Source organism: Alkalihalobacillus sp. R86527 (assembly GCF_042466185.1).
GTDB lineage: Bacteria > Bacillota > Bacilli > Bacillales > Guptibacillaceae > Guptibacillus.
The window spans coordinates 70106-86444 of sequence record NZ_JAXHBW010000001.1; the positions used below are offsets into that span (position 1 = coordinate 70106).

At 45.2% G+C, this 16339-nt stretch carries 11 protein-coding genes, 10 tRNA genes and 3 rRNA genes; all 24 read right to left on the minus strand.

Annotated elements, in window-relative coordinates; all coding sequences use genetic code 11:
* Positions 1–142 precede the first annotated feature (142 nt).
* Positions 143–218, minus strand: a tRNA-Ala gene (locus SJY16_RS00435).
* A gap of 12 nt (positions 219–230) precedes the next feature.
* A tRNA-Pro gene (locus SJY16_RS00440) sits at positions 231–307 on the minus strand.
* Positions 308–324: 17 nt separating this feature from the next.
* Positions 325–401, minus strand: a tRNA-Arg gene (locus tag SJY16_RS00445).
* Positions 402–419: 18 nt separating this feature from the next.
* Positions 420–494: transfer RNA gene (locus tag SJY16_RS00450), tRNA-Gly, on the minus strand.
* An 8-nt stretch (positions 495–502) separates the two neighbouring features.
* Positions 503–587 (minus strand) — tRNA-Leu (locus SJY16_RS00455).
* Positions 588–593: 6 nt separating this feature from the next.
* Positions 594–669, minus strand: a tRNA-Lys gene (locus tag SJY16_RS00460).
* Positions 670–685: 16 nt separating this feature from the next.
* Positions 686–761 (minus strand) — tRNA-Thr (locus SJY16_RS00465).
* 51 nt (positions 762–812) lie between these two features.
* Positions 813–888 (minus strand) — tRNA-Val (locus SJY16_RS00470).
* A gap of 9 nt (positions 889–897) precedes the next feature.
* A 5S ribosomal RNA gene (gene rrf / locus SJY16_RS00475) occupies positions 898–1014 on the minus strand.
* Between the two features lie 239 nt (positions 1015–1253).
* Positions 1254–4182: ribosomal RNA gene (locus SJY16_RS00480) — 23S ribosomal RNA — on the minus strand.
* A 253-nt stretch (positions 4183–4435) separates the two neighbouring features.
* Positions 4436–4511, minus strand: a tRNA-Ala gene (locus SJY16_RS00485).
* A 61-nt stretch (positions 4512–4572) separates the two neighbouring features.
* Positions 4573–4649 (minus strand) — tRNA-Ile (locus tag SJY16_RS00490).
* Between the two features lie 112 nt (positions 4650–4761).
* Positions 4762–6312, minus strand: a 16S ribosomal RNA gene (locus SJY16_RS00495).
* The 16S, 23S and 5S rRNA genes sit together here with 10 tRNA genes alongside, the layout of an rRNA operon.
* 284 nt (positions 6313–6596) lie before the next feature.
* Positions 6597–8084 (minus strand): lysine--tRNA ligase, encoded by a 1488-nt coding sequence (gene lysS / locus SJY16_RS00500; RefSeq protein WP_377887122.1) that lies wholly within the window; start codon positions 8082–8084, stop codon positions 6597–6599.
* 284 nt (positions 8085–8368) lie between these two features.
* Positions 8369–8587, minus strand: a complete 219-nt coding sequence (locus SJY16_RS00505; protein WP_377887123.1) for a helix-turn-helix domain-containing protein — start codon at positions 8585–8587, stop codon at positions 8369–8371.
* On the minus strand, positions 8539–9063 hold the full coding sequence (gene folK / locus SJY16_RS00510; protein ID WP_377887124.1) for a 2-amino-4-hydroxy-6-hydroxymethyldihydropteridine diphosphokinase: 525 nt from the start codon (positions 9061–9063) through the stop codon (positions 8539–8541). The genes SJY16_RS00505 and folK overlap by 49 nt, the downstream gene beginning before the upstream one ends.
* Complete coding sequence (gene folB, locus SJY16_RS00515) at positions 9056–9421, minus strand: dihydroneopterin aldolase (protein ID WP_377887125.1); 366 nt, start codon at positions 9419–9421, stop codon at positions 9056–9058. The genes folK and folB overlap by 8 nt, the downstream gene beginning before the upstream one ends.
* 12 nt (positions 9422–9433) lie before the next feature.
* Positions 9434–10261, minus strand: coding sequence for a dihydropteroate synthase (folP, locus tag SJY16_RS00520; RefSeq protein ID WP_377891997.1), 828 nt, complete (start codon positions 10259–10261; stop codon positions 9434–9436).
* Positions 10262–10328: 67 nt separating this feature from the next.
* Entirely contained in the window at positions 10329–11186 is an 858-nt protein-coding gene (gene pabC / locus SJY16_RS00525) for an aminodeoxychorismate lyase (protein ID WP_377887126.1), read from the minus strand.
* Positions 11177–11761: an aminodeoxychorismate/anthranilate synthase component II gene (pabA, locus tag SJY16_RS00530; RefSeq protein WP_377887127.1), complete on the minus strand. Its 585-nt coding sequence runs from the start codon at positions 11759–11761 to the stop codon at positions 11177–11179. Before pabA ends, pabC begins: the two co-directional genes overlap by 10 nt.
* 3 nt (positions 11762–11764) lie before the next feature.
* Positions 11765–13207: an aminodeoxychorismate synthase, component I gene (gene pabB / locus SJY16_RS00535; RefSeq protein WP_377887128.1), complete on the minus strand. Its 1443-nt coding sequence runs from the start codon at positions 13205–13207 to the stop codon at positions 11765–11767.
* 185 nt (positions 13208–13392) lie between these two features.
* Positions 13393–14316 carry a cysteine synthase A gene (gene cysK, locus SJY16_RS00540; RefSeq protein WP_377887129.1) on the minus strand — a complete coding sequence of 308 codons (924 nt, stop codon included), beginning with the start codon at positions 14314–14316 and terminating at the stop codon, positions 13393–13395.
* Positions 14317–14403: 87 nt separating this feature from the next.
* Positions 14404–15285, minus strand: a complete 882-nt coding sequence (gene hslO, locus SJY16_RS00545) for an Hsp33 family molecular chaperone HslO (protein WP_377887130.1) — start codon at positions 15283–15285, stop codon at positions 14404–14406.
* A gap of 184 nt (positions 15286–15469) precedes the next feature.
* Entirely contained in the window at positions 15470–16255 is a 786-nt protein-coding gene (locus tag SJY16_RS00550; RefSeq protein WP_377887131.1) for a type III pantothenate kinase, read from the minus strand.
* Positions 16256–16339 lie beyond the last annotated feature (84 nt).

The window sequence follows — 16339 nt, forward strand, 5'->3', positions numbered from 1 at the left end:
GTTGTTTCCGTAGAAACAATTTCTTGCATGGCGTTTCGTTCAGTTTTCAAAGATCGATTTGTTTCTTTCAATGTCGTTTTCAGCGACTTTATTAATGTAACACATTAACTCAATCGAAGTCAACAACTTTTTTAAAGAAAATTGGTGGAGCCTAGCGGGATCGAACCGCTGACCTCCTGCGTGCAAGGCAGGCGCTCTCCCAGCTGAGCTAAGGCCCCATTTTGTATAAGTGGTCGGGAAGACAGGATTTGAACCTGCGACCCCTTGGTCCCAAACCAAGTGCTCTGCCAAGCTGAGCTACTTCCCGAGAATGTTGTTTAAAAATGGCGCGCCCGAGAAGACTCGAACTCCTAACCTTCTGATCCGTAGTCAGACGCTCTATCCAATTGAGCTACGGGCGCAAAAACATATTATTATATTGGAGCGGAAGACGGGATTCGAACCCGCGACCCCCACCTTGGCAAGGTGGTGTTCTACCACTGAACTACTTCCGCAATTGAATTGGTGCGGGTGAAGGGACTCGAACCCCCACGTCGTAAGACACTAGATCCTAAGTCTAGCGCGTCTGCCAATTCCGCCACACCCGCAAAAAATGGTGAGCCATGAAGGACTCGAACCTTCGACCCTCTGATTAAAAGTCAGATGCTCTACCAACTGAGCTAATGGCTCTCTTCTACCGAAAAGATGGTGCCGGCCAGAGGACTTGAACCCCCAACCTACTGATTACAAGTCAGTTGCTCTACCAATTGAGCTAGACCGGCAAAAACTATGTAATTAAATTGTAATTTGTGCCCTTTCGGGCAAAAAATAAATGGTGGAGGATGACGGGCTCGAACCGCCGACCCTCTGCTTGTAAGGCAGATGCTCTCCCAGCTGAGCTAATCCTCCACTATATAAGCCTAGCGACGTCCTACTCTTGCAGGGGGAGATCCCCCAACTACCATCGGCGCTGAAGAGCTTAACTTCCGTGTTCGGCATGGGAACGGGTGTGACCTCTTCGCCTTCATCACTAGACTGACAGGATGTTAGTCGTTCGATGTTCACCACAGGACGTGGTGGAACTTAGTCGAACTTCTTTTCATTCCCTGAAAACTAGATAGCACTCAACAACGTATTCCAATATTTTTTCGCGATGTCTAGTGCCGCAGGCTATATTCTTGTCCATTTCACTCTTTCACTTCAGGCGAAAAACGCCTTCTGTTCAAGAGCTCCAATGGTCTGCGAATATGACCAAGCCTGCTTTACTTTTCGTTTTGGTTAAGCCCTCGATCGATTAGTATTCGTCAGCTCCACGTGTCGCCACGCTTCCACCCCGAACCTATCAACCTCATCATCTCTGAGGGATCTTACCAGCTTGACGCTGTGGGAAATCTCATCTCGAGGGGGGCTTCATGCTTAGATGCTTTCAGCACTTATCCCTTCCACACGTAGCTACCCAGCTATGCTCCTGGCGGAACAACTGGTACACCAGCGGTGTGTCCATCCCGGTCCTCTCGTACTAAGGACAGCTCCTCTCAAATTTCCTGCGCCCGCGACGGATAGGGACCGAACTGTCTCACGACGTTCTGAACCCAGCTCGCGTACCGCTTTAATGGGCGAACAGCCCAACCCTTGGGACCTACTTCAGCCCCAGGATGCGATGAGCCGACATCGAGGTGCCAAACCTCCCCGTCGATGTGGACTCTTGGGGGAGATAAGCCTGTTATCCCCAGGGTAGCTTTTATCCGTTGAGCGATGGCCCTTCCATGCGGAACCACCGGATCACTAAGCCCGACTTTCGTCCCTGCTCGACTTGTAGGTCTCGCAGTCAAGCTCCCTTGTGCCTTTACACTCTGCGAATGATTTCCAACCATTCTGAGGGAACCTTTGGGCGCCTCCGTTACTCTTTAGGAGGCGACCGCCCCAGTCAAACTGCCCACCTGACACTGTCTCCGCACCGGATCACGGTGCTGGGTTAGAATGTCAGTACAGCCAGGGTAGTATCCCACCGACGCCTCCACCGAACCTAGCGGTCCGGCTTCTATGGCTCCTACCTATCCTGTACAAGCTGTACCAAAATCCAATATCAGGCTACAGTAAAGCTCCATGGGGTCTTTCCGTCCTGTCGCGGGTAACCTGCATCTTCACAGGTACTATAATTTCACCGGGTCTCTCGTTGAGACAGTATCCAAGTCGTTGCACCTTTCGTGCGGGTCGGAACTTACCCGACAAGGAATTTCGCTACCTTAGGACCGTTATAGTTACGGCCGCCGTTTACTGGGGCTTCGATTCAGAGCTTCTCCCGTAAGGGATAACCCCTCCTCTTAACCTTCCAGCACCGGGCAGGTGTCAGCCCCTATACATCGCCTTGCGGCTTGGCAGAGACCTGTGTTTTTGCTAAACAGTCGCTTGGATCTTTTCACTGCGGCTCCCCTGGGCTATTCACCCGAGGAAGCACCCCTTCTCCCGAAGTTACGGGGTCATTTTGCCGAGTTCCTTAACGAGAGTTCTCCCGATCGTCTTAGGATTCTCTCCTCGCCTACCTGTGTCGGTTTGCGGTACGGGCACCTCTTTCCTCACTAGAGGCTTTTCTTGGCAGTGTAGAATCAGGGACTTCGGTACTTAATTCCCTCGCCATCACGACTCAGCCTTCGCGGTGAACGGATTTGCCTATTCACCAGCCTAATCGCTTGGACGCGCATTTCCAGCAGCGCGCTCTCCCTATCTTTCTGCGTCCCCCCGTCGTTCAAACGGAAAGGAGGTGGTACAGGAATATCAACCTGTTATCCATCGCCTACGCCTTTCGGCCTCGGCTTAGGTCCCGACTAACCCTGAGCGGACGAGCCTTCCTCAGGAAACCTTGGGCTTTCGACGGACAAGATTCTCACTTGTCTTTCGCTACTCATACCGGCATTCTCACTTCTAAGCGCTCCACCAGTCCTTTCGGTCTGACTTCGCAGCCCTTAGAACGCTCTCCTACCATTGTCGTAAGACAATCCACAGCTTCGGTGATACGTTTAGCCCCGGTACATTTTCGGCGCAGCGTCACTCGACCAGTGAGCTATTACGCACTCTTTAAATGATGGCTGCTTCTAAGCCAACATCCTGGTTGTCTAAGCAACGCCACATCCTTTTCCACTTAACGTATACTTTGGGACCTTAGCTGGTGGTCTGGGCTGTTTCCCTCTCGACTACGGATCTTATCACTCGCAGTCTGACTCCCGCGGATAAATCGTTGGCATTCGGAGTTTGACTGGATTCGGTAATCCGGTAGGGACCCCTAGTCCAATCAGTGCTCTACCTCCAAGATTCTTGCCGCGAGGCTAGCCCTAAAGCTATTTCGGAGAGAACCAGCTATCTCCGGGTTCGATTGGCATTTCACCGCTACCCACACCTCATCCCCGCATTTTTCAACATGCGTGGGTTCGGGCCTCCATTCAGTGTTACCTGAACTTCACCCTGGACATGGGTAGATCACCCGGTTTCGGGTCTACGACCACGTACTATTTCGCCCTATTCAGACTCGCTTTCGCTGCGGCTCCGCCTTCTCGGCTTAACCTTGCACGGGATCGTAACTCGCCGGTTCATTCTACAAAAGGCACGCTGTCACCCATTAACGGGCTCCAACTAGTTGTAGGCACACGGTTTCAGGTTCTCTTTCACTCCCCTTCCGGGGTGCTTTTCACCTTTCCCTCACGGTACTGGTTCACTATCGGTCACTAGAGAGTATTTAGCCTTGGGAGATGGTCCTCCCGGATTCCGACGGGGTTTCACGTGTCCCGCCGTACTCAGGATCCGTCTCGGAGGGCAGCGGATTTTGACTACAGGATTGTTACCTTCTCTGATGGACCTTTCCAGGTCGCTTCGTCTATCCGTGCCTTTGTAACTCCAATGAGACGTCCTACAACCCCAGAGGGCAAGCCCTCTGGTTTGGGCTGATTCCGTTTCGCTCGCCGCTACTCAGGAAATCGCGATTGCTTTCTCTTCCTCCGGGTACTGAGATGTTTCAGTTCCCCGGGTATGCCTTCTATCTCCTATGTATTCAGAAATAGATACCATCCCATTACGGATGGTGGGTTCCCCCATTCGGAAATCTCCGGATCAAAGCGTACTTACTGCTCCCCGAAGCATATCGGTGTTCGTCCCGTCCTTCATCGGCTTCTAGTGCCAAGGCATCCACCGTGCGCCCTTAGTAGCTTAACCTTATGACTTCGTTATTAGCTTCGAACTTCTTCGTTGGCTTCATTCCTCCGGTGCTCACGTATTCAAATACGCTCCGCTCCTCCGGAATTTCGCCGCCTCGAATTTCTCGCTTCTCACTCGTCATTGATGTTGCACATCGTAAGATGTGACTAACTAAGAAATAACGCAAAAAATAATTCTTTATTGGATGTCGTTGTTTATGCTATCTAGTTTTCAAGGAACAATTTCTTCTATAACTAAGAGAAGAAATAATTGGTGGAGCCTAGCGGGATCGAACCGCTGACCTCCTGCGTGCAAGGCAGGCGCTCTCCCAGCTGAGCTAAGGCCCCATTTTTAAATGTCGGTGAATATTATAACAAATCACAAAACATTTAGTCAATTTGGTTTTTATGGTGGGCCTGAGTGGACTCGAACCACCGACCTCACGCTTATCAGGCGTGCGCTCTAACCAGCTGAGCTACAGGCCCATAAAAGGTTGTGATTGACTATTTATATTGAAAGAATACAATCATTCTTTCAAAACTAAACGAAACGCTCATGCAAGTTTGGCAACCAATGTTACCTCGTAATTCTCCATAGAAAGGAGGTGATCCAGCCGCACCTTCCGATACGGCTACCTTGTTACGACTTCACCCCAATCATTTGTCCCACCTTCGGCGGCTGGCTCCAAAAGGTTACCTCACCGACTTCGGGTGTTACAAACTCTCGTGGTGTGACGGGCGGTGTGTACAAGGCCCGGGAACGTATTCACCGCGGCATGCTGATCCGCGATTACTAGCAATTCCGGCTTCATGTAGGCGAGTTGCAGCCTACAATCCGAACTGAGAACGGCTTTATGGGATTCGCTTCACCTCGCGGTGTCGCAGCCCTTTGTACCGTCCATTGTAGCACGTGTGTAGCCCAGGTCATAAGGGGCATGATGATTTGACGTCGTCCCCACCTTCCTCCGGTTTGTCACCGGCAGTCACCTTAGAGTGCCCAACTGAATGCTGGCAACTAAGATCAAGGGTTGCGCTCGTTGCGGGACTTAACCCAACATCTCACGACACGAGCTGACGACAACCATGCACCACCTGTCACTCTGTCCCCCGAAGGGGAACGTCCTATCTCTAGGAGTGGCAGAGGATGTCAAGACCTGGTAAGGTTCTTCGCGTTGCTTCGAATTAAACCACATGCTCCACTGCTTGTGCGGGCCCCCGTCAATTCCTTTGAGTTTCAACCTTGCGGTCGTACTCCCCAGGCGGAGTGCTTAATGTGTTAACTTCAGCACTGAGGGTGGAACCCCCCAACACCTAGCACTCATCGTTTACGGCGTGGACTACCAGGGTATCTAATCCTGTTCGCTCCCCACGCTTTCGCGCCTCAGCGTCAGTTACAGACCAGAGAGCCGCCTTCGCCACTGGTGTTCCTCCACATATCTACGCATTTCACCGCTACACGTGGAATTCCACTCTCCTCTTCTGCACTCAAGTCCCCCAGTTTCCAATGGCCCTCCACGGTTGAGCCGTGGGCTTTCACATCAGACTTAAGAGACCGCCTGCGCGCGCTTTACGCCCAATAATTCCGGACAACGCTTGCCACCTACGTATTACCGCGGCTGCTGGCACGTAGTTAGCCGTGGCTTTCTGGTTAGGTACCGTCAAGGTACCGTCCTATTCGAACGGTACTTGTTCTTCCCTAACAACAGAGCTTTACGACCCGAAAGCCTTCGTCACTCACGCGGCGTTGCTCCGTCAGACTTTCGTCCATTGCGGAAGATTCCCTACTGCTGCCTCCCGTAGGAGTCTGGGCCGTGTCTCAGTCCCAGTGTGGCCGATCACCCTCTCAGGTCGGCTACGCATCGTTGCCTTGGTAAGCCATTACCTTACCAACTAGCTAATGCGCCGCGGGCCCATCCTACAGTGTTAGCTCGAAAGCCAACTTTCAACGTTGCATCATGCGATGCTATGTATTACCCGGTATTAGCTCCGGTTTCCCGGAGTTATCCCAGTCTGTAGGGCAGGTTGCCCACGTGTTACTCACCCGTCCGCCGCTGAGAAATAGGAGCAAGCTCCTATTTCTCCGCTCGACTTGCATGTATTAGGCACGCCGCCAGCGTTCGTCCTGAGCCAGGATCAAACTCTCCGATAGAAAGTCTAATCTAGCTTTAAAACTTGTTGTTTCCGTAGAAACAATTTCTTGCATGGCGTTTCGTTCAGTTTTCAAAGATCGATTTGTTTCTTTCAATGTCGTTTTCAGCGACTTTATTAATTTAACACATTAACTCAATCGAAGTCAACAACTTTTTTTGTTTTTTTAACTCGCATGTTGCCGTGTTTTTAACGGCGAGTATTAATATACCATGTACTTCAAAGTAGCGCAATGGATTTTTATAAAAAAGATAAAAAAAGAAGCCCGGAGGCTTCTAATTATCTTTAGTTGTTTCTCATCTGTGGGAATAACAGTACATCGCGAATAGATGGAGAGTTCGTTAAAAGCATAACGAGGCGATCAATACCGATTCCAAGTCCACCAGTTGGAGGAAGACCATATTCTAATGCCTCAATAAAATCATGATCCATCATATGAGCTTCATCGTTACCTTGTTCTCTTTCAACAAGTTGTGCTTCAAAACGTTCTCTTTGATCGATTGGGTCATTCAGCTCGGTAAATGCATTCGCATGCTCACGAGCTACAATGAACAATTCAAAACGATCAGTAAAACGTGGATCTTCTGGGTTCTTCTTAGCTAGTGGAGAGATCGCAACTGGATGTCCGTACACAAATGTTGGTTGAATCAATGTTTCTTCAACTTTTTGTTCGAAGAATTCATTAACAACATGACCAAATTCCATTGTATCTTTCACATCTACATCATGCTCTTTCGCAAGAGAACGTGCTTCCTCGTCGCTCATTTCCTTCCAGAAGTCAACTCCTGTTGCTTCTTTAACGGCATCTACCATATGAAGTCTCTTCCACTCAGGCTCTAAGTTAATTTCTTGTTCACCATACATAATCGTTGTTGAACCTGTTACTTCTTTCGCAATATGTGCGATTAGATTCTCGGTTAATGCCATCACATCTTTATAGTCCGCATAAGCTTCATATAGTTCAAGCATTGTGAATTCTGGATTATGACGTGTCGAAACACCTTCATTTCTAAATACGCGACCTACTTCATAAACTTTCTCAAGTCCACCTACAATGAGGCGTTTTAAATGAAGCTCAATCGCAATACGCATATATAACTCCATATCTAGTGCATTATGGTGAGTGACGAACGGACGAGCTGACGCTCCACCAGGAATTGAATGCATCATTGGAGTTTCTACTTCAAGAAAGCCCTGGTCATCTAAATAACGACGCATCGACTGGATGATACGGCTACGAGAAATAAATGTTTCTTTAGACTCTGGACTCATAATAAGATCTAGATAACGTTGACGATATCTTTGTTCAACGTCTTTAAGACCGTGGAATTTGTCTGGAAGTGGACGAAGAGACTTAGATAGCAAGTGTAAATCACTCACTTTAACAGAAAGTTCTCCTACTTTCGTTTTGAAAGCCACACCACTTACTCCGATGATATCTCCAATATCCATGGAATCAAAAAGGTCATACTGCTCTTCGCCTACAGTGTCTTTTCGAATGTACATTTGAATCTGACCTGTAAGGTCCTGCATATGCGCAAATCCAGCTTTTCCTTTTCCTCGCTTCGTCATAATTCTACCTGCTAGAGATACGGTGTTCTCTTTTTCTGCAAGCTCTTCCTTAGTGAAGGAATCAAACTCCTCAAACATTTGTGTTGCTGTATGAGAACGGTCAAAACGATGTCCGAACGGATCTATGTTGTTATTCTTAAGTGTATCAAGCTTTTCTCTTCTTACGCGAAGAAGGTCATTCAGTTCTAGCTCTTGACTCATCTCTATCACTCCTGTCAAATCTAGGTTTATCCCGCTATAACTTTATCTGAAAGCAGCGTGAATAGCAAGTATTCACAGCATGGTTCTTCAATGACAAATGCGCCGGGTGTGTCACAGTTCAAAAGAAGAAAACTGCCAGTTAACGATCCTGGCAGCTAGTTAAATCTTAGATGTAGTATAGAAAATGCTAGTTAGAAAGTCAAACTACCTATTCAGATTTAAGGTCTTCGATAAAACTATACAATAATTAAGCAAGACCGTCTCATGTATCTAGTTCATTAATCTTAGTTCGGATTTTGTTCTTTTGGGAAAAGTTCTTCAAGAGAAACATTTAGTTGCTTTGCGACTAGTAGCAAAAAATCATTAGTCGGTGTCCGGTTTCCACGTTCTATTTCTCCAAGAACCGAAACGGAAACGCCAAGGTTTCTCGCTAATCCCTCTTGTGTAAAACCTTTTAGCTTTCGAAAAGCTCGAATACGCCTCCCGTAGATCTCTGCTTCCATAGACGTACACCTTCTTTATCTTCTATATGATCAACATACGACTCAATTCGCTTATTCGTAGTAGGAATAATCGCTTCAGGATTCAATTCATGTAAAGGAATAACAACAAATCCACGTTGAATAAGACGAGGGTGAGGAATAACAAGACCCTCTGCTACAATATTTTCGTGATTATATAGCAAAATGTCAAGGTCTATTGTCCTCGGTCCCCAGCGTATATCTCTTTCTCTCCCCAAGGATTGCTCGATTCCTTGTAAGATTTCTAGAACCTGAAAAGCATTCATATCTGTTTTGAGCAGGGCGACCATGTTTAAGAAGGCAGCTTGTTCTGTAACGCCTACAGGCTCAGTTTCATATAGAGATGAGACCTCAGAAACTTTAATATCTGGATACTCTTCGATTCTTTCAAGAGCTGTTCTTATATAATTTTCGCGATCCCCAATATTGGAACCAACTCCGACATATACATTATTCATTTCGTTCCCTCTTCATCTCGATTGCCACAGAATCATAATGTCCATTGATAGGTGGATCGGGTTTAATTACTTTCACTGTACATGCCTCAACAATATGAAAGGATTTAAAGATCGCTTTCGTAATTTCTTCTGCTATCGTTTCGACTAATTTCCTCGGTTCGCCCTCGACAATTTCTTTGGTTGTATTATAAGCTTCAGCGTAATTCACTGTGTAGTTAAGGTCGTCAGACTCACTCGCTTTAGATAGGTCCGCTTCCAATACAAGATCGACATAGAATCGCTGACCTAATTTATTTTCCTCTGGGAAAACTCCATGGTACCCATAAAACTTCATTCCACTCAGGTGAATCTTATCCATCCAACCACACTCCTAGTTAGTGATTATATCCGGCTTAAGCATTGCGTCCATCATCTTCGCCATTCTAACCATTGGCTTTACATCATGGACTCGAATGATTTGACACCCTCGTTCTATCCCAAGACAAACTGTTGCTCCAGTGCCTTCCACGCGGTCATCAGCTTGAGTATTCAGCGTTTTTGCTATAAGTGATTTTCTTGAGGTACCTAATAAAACGGGATACCCTAATGCTGAGAACTCGTTTAACCTTCTCATAACCTCAAGATTCTGTTCATGAGTTTTTGCAAAACCGATGCCGGGGTCCAAAATAATATTCCGATCTAGCACCCCCGCCTCTTTTACAATGGCAATACTTTCGTCAATATCGACTTTGATATCCTCCATAATATCCCCATAATTCATACCCTGACGATTATGCATCAATATGATAGGCACCTCATGTTTTGCTGCAATTCGCCCCATCATTGGGTCTGCTTTCGCACCCCACACATCATTGATGATATCAGCTCCTGCTGATAATGCTTGATCCGCTACTTCTGCTTTATACGTATCGATCGAAATCGGTACGTCGATGGCTGCACGCACTGCTTTAATTACAGGGATTACACGCTCAAGTTCTTCTTCAAGTGATACAGGAACAGCTCCTGGACGTGTAGATTCTCCACCAATATCGATGAGGTCTGCACCCTCCTGCACGAGCTGTACAGCATGCTGAACCGCTCGATCACATGTCACATAGTTTCCACCATCTGAAAATGAATCAGGAGTTGCATTCAAAATACCCATCACCCAGGTTTTTTTATTCCAATCGATTACCTTGTCCCGCCACTCCATGATCATGGGGTGGTTTGTTTGCTTTTTGATTACCGTGGCCACCAAGCTCACTCCTTTTTCTTGCATAAAGTCATCACGTTAAATCGTTGCTGCTTAATAACGAAGTGCGGTCTTGCTCATATTTCAGGATAAGCTTGCTGGTAACAGTACCATTACTACCTGGCATAGAGACACGATCTACGCTTCGCAAAGGGACAATTTCTTGAATCGAATTCGTTACGAATACTTCGTCTGCTTCCAATAGGTCCTCTCTCTTATATAAACCTTCTTTAACAGGAAGTCGAAGTTTTTCTGCTACTTTGAGCACATACTGACGGGTGATGCCATTTAATATCCCAGTCGATAGTGAAGGAGTGAACAGAGTGTTTCCTGTAACCCAAAATAAGTTCGAAACAATTCCTTCTGCTACATACCCTTCTTCCGTAAGAAAAATCCCTTCCACATTTTGGTCATTACCCACTTCTCTTTTCGCGAGGATGTTATTAAGATAATGGTGAGACTTTAGACGAAATTGACCTTCAGGCGTGTTTCTCCTTAAAGATAATACAGTACCATTCTTTTCATTTCGAACAGAATCGCCAAGCGATTTAACATAAATAATCAGTGTTGGCTGTTCATACGGTTCAGTTTGGAGCCCAATATTCCCTGCACCAGCTGAAACGTTAAGTCGTATATAACCATCGACCATCTCATTTGCTTGAAGAGTACGTTTCACCTCATGTAGCAATTCTTGAGGTTCTATAGGAAGTTGAATGTGCAACTCTTCTAATGATGCTCGCAGGCGTTGTATGTGATCATTGAACAAAAACGGATGCCCCTCATAGGTGCGAAACGTCTCAAACACACCTAAGCCATACAAAAACCCATGATCGTATGCTGATATTACAGCATTCTCTTCACGCAAGATTTCACCATTTATATTTATAAGCATAGTTTCTTTTTATGAGTATCTATAAAGTTTTTGAGAAGTGTTTTCCCAGTAGACGTCATGATTGACTCTGGATGGAATTGAACACCTTCAACTGCGAGCTCCTTATGGCGAATAGCCATAATTTCTCCTTCTTCGGTCCAAGCACTTACTTCAAAGCAATCTGGAAGTGTTTCCTTCTTTACGATTAATGAATGGTACCTTGTAGCGATAAACGGATTTGCCATCCCTCTAAAAATGCTTCTCCCATCGTGATGCATCTCGGAGGTCTTTCCATGCATCAATCGATCAGCTTTCACTACATCTCCACCGAACACCTGGGCAATCGATTGATGGCCAAGGCAAACGCCAAAGATAGGGATAGTGCCAGCAAAATGCTTAACCACCTGCATACTTATTCCGGCCTCATCCGGACTACATGGTCCTGGGGAGACCATTATAAATGAAGGCTTCAAATCTTCAATTTCGTTAATCGTAATCTCATCGTTCCTTTTAACGACAAGTTCCTCACCCATTTCCCCAAGGTATTGTACAAGGTTATACGTAAACGAATCATAGTTATCAATCATTAATATCATTATTTACTTCCTCCTCTGCTCTACTCTTCTAGGCTCTTCACTCAACTCTTTGGCTTTCCAAAGTGCTCTCGCTTTCTTTAATGATTCTTTATATTCTGCTTCGGGGTTAGAATCTATAACGATTCCAGCACCGGCTTGCACATGTGCAAGGCCATCTTTTATTACCATTGTCCTAATAGCGATATTTAACTCCATATCTCCATTAAAACCTATCCATCCGATAGACCCAGTGTATATGCCACGGCGAACAGGCTCAAGTTCTTCAATTATTTCCATTGTTCTCACCTTGGGCGCGCCTGTAATGGTGCCACCTGGGAAAGTCGCTTTGATTGCATCGAAAGCATCGTAATCCGGAGCACAAACCCCTCTGACATTCGAAACGATGTGCTGTACATGAGAATATTTTTCGATCACCATAAACTCGTCTACTTCGACCGAGCCATATTGGCACACTCTGCCTAAATCATTTCTTTCTAAATCAACAAGCATGACGTGCTCAGCGCGCTCTTTTTCATTTTCGATCAACGTTTGTGCAAGTTGTTGATCCTCCTCGTCATTCTTCCCTCGAGAGCGTGTCCCCGCTATCGGACGCGTGCTTAACTCGTAACCCTTTTTCTTTACGAGGAGTTCTGGAGAGGCACTAACGATATCGAATCGTTCCGTATGAATGTAAGACATATAGGGTGATGGATTTAATGATCGTAGCGTCTCATACACGTGAAGTGGATCTGCGTGTAGCGTTCTCGTTTCTCTAAGTGAAAGGTTCACTTGAAAAACATCTCCACTTGAGATATATTCTTGAACTTGTCTTACTGCTGAAGCAAATGATTCCTCATCCATTGAGAAGTGACGTTCATCTTCCAACGTAATACCAGATGGTGGATGGGAAACAGTTAGAGCAGGCTCCATCCATTCTTTTTTATATTGCTTCAATCGGGCTTGAGCGACTTCTGACCTACCTTCTTCCACCTGAGAGATAAACCACAGAACTTCATCTTCATGGTCATAAACCCCTACATCTTCATAAATGATAAAAGACAATTCAGGTAGTCCTAGATCATCCTCTGCATAAAGTGGTAGCTTTTCAATTTGTCGAGCGATATCGTAGCTTAAAAAACCCATCGCTCCACCTTGAAAATCCGGAAGACGATCATCCGTTTCTGCTACATGTTGCTGCATCCATTCGCGCATTAGATCAAGCAAGTTTCCTTCTAGCTTTCTTGTTGTACCTTTCTCTGTTATAGAAAGGCTACGCCCTTTACCTTTTAGGTTAGCCATTGGCAGAATGCCGAACATGCTATAGCGGCCTCCACGTGTGCTATCTAAAAGAGTGTGTTCAGAAAGATTAGATACAAACCGTTTATATTTCAAAAACCATTCATCTGCAGCTAGATGCACAGTTTCAAATATTGGAATGCGGGTTGTTTTGTCCTGGTGTTGCGCCACTATCTTCACACCCCTATTCGGAAGTCTGATCCTTCCCTCGGATTATGCCTCTATTTTACATGAAGACGAACAATCCTTCATCCTTTTTGTATACACTACGCCTTAGGATAACCGCTTACGGCTTCTCTCATGAACATAATTTCTATAGAAAAAGGCAGCCCCTTCATGGACTGCCTCATCAACTATTACTCACCCTCAAATTGAAAGAGTGGTGTGCTAAGATAACGTTCACCATTACTTGGGATAACCGCCAGTACTTTCTTTCCTTTTCCTAGCTTCTTCGCAACTTCAAGTGCTGCATAAATGGCAGCTCCGGAAGAAATGCCTCCAAGAATACCCTCTTCGCGAGCAGCTTTTCTTGCCCATTCAAATGCTTGCTCGTTCTCCACTTGAATGATTTCATCATACACATTCGTATCAAGGATCGACGGAACAAATCCGGCTCCAATGCCTTGAATCTTATGTGGTCCTGGTTTGCCACCAGATAAAATAGGAGAATCTGTTGGTTCAACCGCGTATAACTTAATCGAAGGGTAGTGTTGCTTAAGTGCTTCACCAGCCCCAGTAATTGTCCCACCAGTTCCAATACCGGCTACAAAAGCATCGAGCTCATCAAATTCATCTACAATTTCTTTCCCTGTCGTACGGCGATGTACTTCTGGATTCGCTTTATTTTGGAATTGCTGTGGCATGAAGTAGTTGTGCTCTTTCGCAAGTTCTTCAGCCTTACGTATTGCTCCGCCCATTCCTTCAGACCCAGGCGTCAATACAAGCTTTGCTCCATAAGCTTTTAATAGATTTCTTCGTTCCATGCTCATGGTATCAGGCATTACAAGTACGGCTTGATAACCTTTGGCAGCAGCTACCATCGCGAGGCCGATACCTGTATTCCCACTCGTCGGTTCCACAAATGTGTCGCCGGGTTTGAGTTCGCCTTTCTCTTCTGCCGCTTCAATCATAGACAATGCGATTCGATCTTTCACACTACTTCCTGGGTTCATGAATTCTAGCTTCAGGTAGACATCTGCGTCGTTTTCTCCAGTTATTCGATTCAACTTCACAATTGGAGTTTGACCGATTAAATCTGTTATTGAATTTGCCACTTTCATAAAATACGCCTCCCAATCCCTAGTGTTTTAATAGGAATAATTCCTTTAAAGATAGCATCAAGGTGAAAAGCCGTCAATCCTTAGGCCCTACACCTTGCTTTCTGCAGCTAATTCATTGAGCTCTTCTTTTGGAAAGTGGTAATGAGCATTGCAGAAATGGCACACAGTTTCTGCCTCTCCGTCTTCTTCAATCATTGAGTTAATTTCTTCTTTACCAAGTCCAATAATGCCATTAGCAAAACGTTCTTTTGAACAACTACACTCGAAAGAGACAGGCATTTTATCTAGGATTTTGATGTTATCCTCACCTAACAGCTCAGCTAGGATTTCTTCAGGAGAATGCCCCTGTTCAATTAATTTTGAGATAGGCGGGATATTTTGAATTCGTTTTTCAATGAATCTGATCGTTTCTTCTGCAGCGTCAGGTAAAAGTTGAATCATGAATCCACCTGCAGCAAGAATCGAGTTATCTGGGTTCACTAATACTCCTACACCTACGGAAGAAGGAACTTGTTCAGATGTGACAAGATAATAGGTGAAGTCATCTCCAAGCTCACCAGACACAATTGGAACTTGACCAGTAAACTTATCTCTCATCCCAATATCCTTTACGACTGATAGAAATCCGTCACGACCTACTGCACTTGCTACATCCAGTTTCCCTTGTTCATTTAAATCAAAATGCACATGAGGGTTACTTACATAAGCGCGAGTACTTCCCTGTGCATTGGCATCAACGATAATCGCACCAATGGGACCTCCACCTTCGATTTTGACGGTGATTTTTTCTTTCCCTTTTAGTGATGAAGCCATCATCGTCGATGCTGTCATAGCACGGCCCATTGCAGCAGACGCTGTTGGCCATGTTGTGTGACGTCTTTGTGCTTCAGCTACCATTTCTGTACTAGATATCGCATAAGCTCTAACATTTCCATCGAACGCTAGCGCTTTAATTAAATAATCATTCATTCTTATGAATCTCCTTTCAAATGAGCATATGCCCACTTACAACATACATGATTTTCGTCATAACTTCCATTAAGGGAACCTACATGGTCTTTACTATTTTATTTAAACTCCCCATGCATCGTACCATCTATGCTTCATCCTGAGTGATTGATGAAGAACATGAAGACAGCGAAAAACGCATCCCTTAGCGGTATGCGTTCAATTCTTCTTTATTCTTATTATAGATCAAATGAAGACCTTTGAGGGTTAAAAATGGATCAACAACATCGATTAGATCACACTCTTCTGCAATAAGAGACGCAAGTCCTCCAGTAGCAATAACAGTGGGTTCTTTTGTCGCGTTTTTCTTCATTCTTGAAACAATTCCCTCAACCTGTCCTACGTACCCATAAAGCGTACCACTTTGCATTGCACTTACCGTATTTCTTCCTACGATGTGATCCGGTTTTGCAATTTCGATGCGCGGCAGCTTTGCTGCATGCATATATAATGCTTCAGTAGAGATATTGATTCCCGGTGCAATTGCGCCACCAACGTATTGTTTGTTTTCATTAATGTAGCAGTAAGTTGTTGCTGTACCAAAGTCAACAATGATTAACGGTGATCCATACTGATGGATTCCAGCTACCGCATTAACGATACGATCGGCACCAACCTCTTTTGGATTATCATATTTTATATTCAATCCTGTCTTGATTCCAGGTCCAATTACTAATGGTTTATGATGAAAATACTTCTGGCACATTCGTTCCAGAGCGAACATTATTGGAGGAACGACTGAAGAAATAATGATTCCCTCTACATCGTCAAAAGAAAGGTTCTCATGTGAGAATAGCCCTTTAATGACCATTGCATATTCGTCTTCCGTTTGCTTTTTGCTCGTTCCCATTCTCCAATGATGAGTTAGTTCATTACCTTCATATACACCGAGAACAATGTTTGTGTTTCCTACATCAAGCACAAGTATCATATTATCACCTTATTTAAATATTTAGCCTTGGTCATGCTCTCTATAGTTATACCATAGATTGCCCGTAAAAACGAAGCACTTTTT